Annotated in this window: 1 protein-coding gene; it reads left to right on the forward strand. The window is 63.2% G+C overall.

Translation table 11 applies throughout. The annotated features are described in order from the left end of the window. The coding region (locus SB751_RS31005) for a hypothetical protein (protein WP_410749148.1) at positions 1 to 269 on the forward strand (269 nt) is incomplete at both ends.

Consider the following 269-nt stretch of genomic DNA (forward strand, 5'->3'; position numbering starts at 1 on the left):
GATGCCTTCGGCCTGCGCGGGCCATACGAGCGCGCGCCGATTCAAGAAAGCTGCCCGCGCAAACTGCACGAGTGCCTCGCCCGCACGCGACGACGTGTTTGCGCTCAGTTGCCTAACATGTGGCCACAAGCACGTTTCGACAAACCGCCGCGCACTGGCAGCGACAAGTCGTGCCAGCAGGTAAGAATAAGGGTCGCGGCTGTGGAGAAAGACGCCCGCCAGATGATCAAGTTTCTTCAGGGCGCGCTCGATGGGCACCCCATCGCCCG

Origin of the sequence: Cupriavidus sp. SIMBA_020 (genome assembly GCF_046535395.1) — a bacterium.
In the GTDB taxonomy this organism is placed as follows: domain Bacteria; phylum Pseudomonadota; class Gammaproteobacteria; order Burkholderiales; family Burkholderiaceae; genus Cupriavidus; species Cupriavidus campinensis.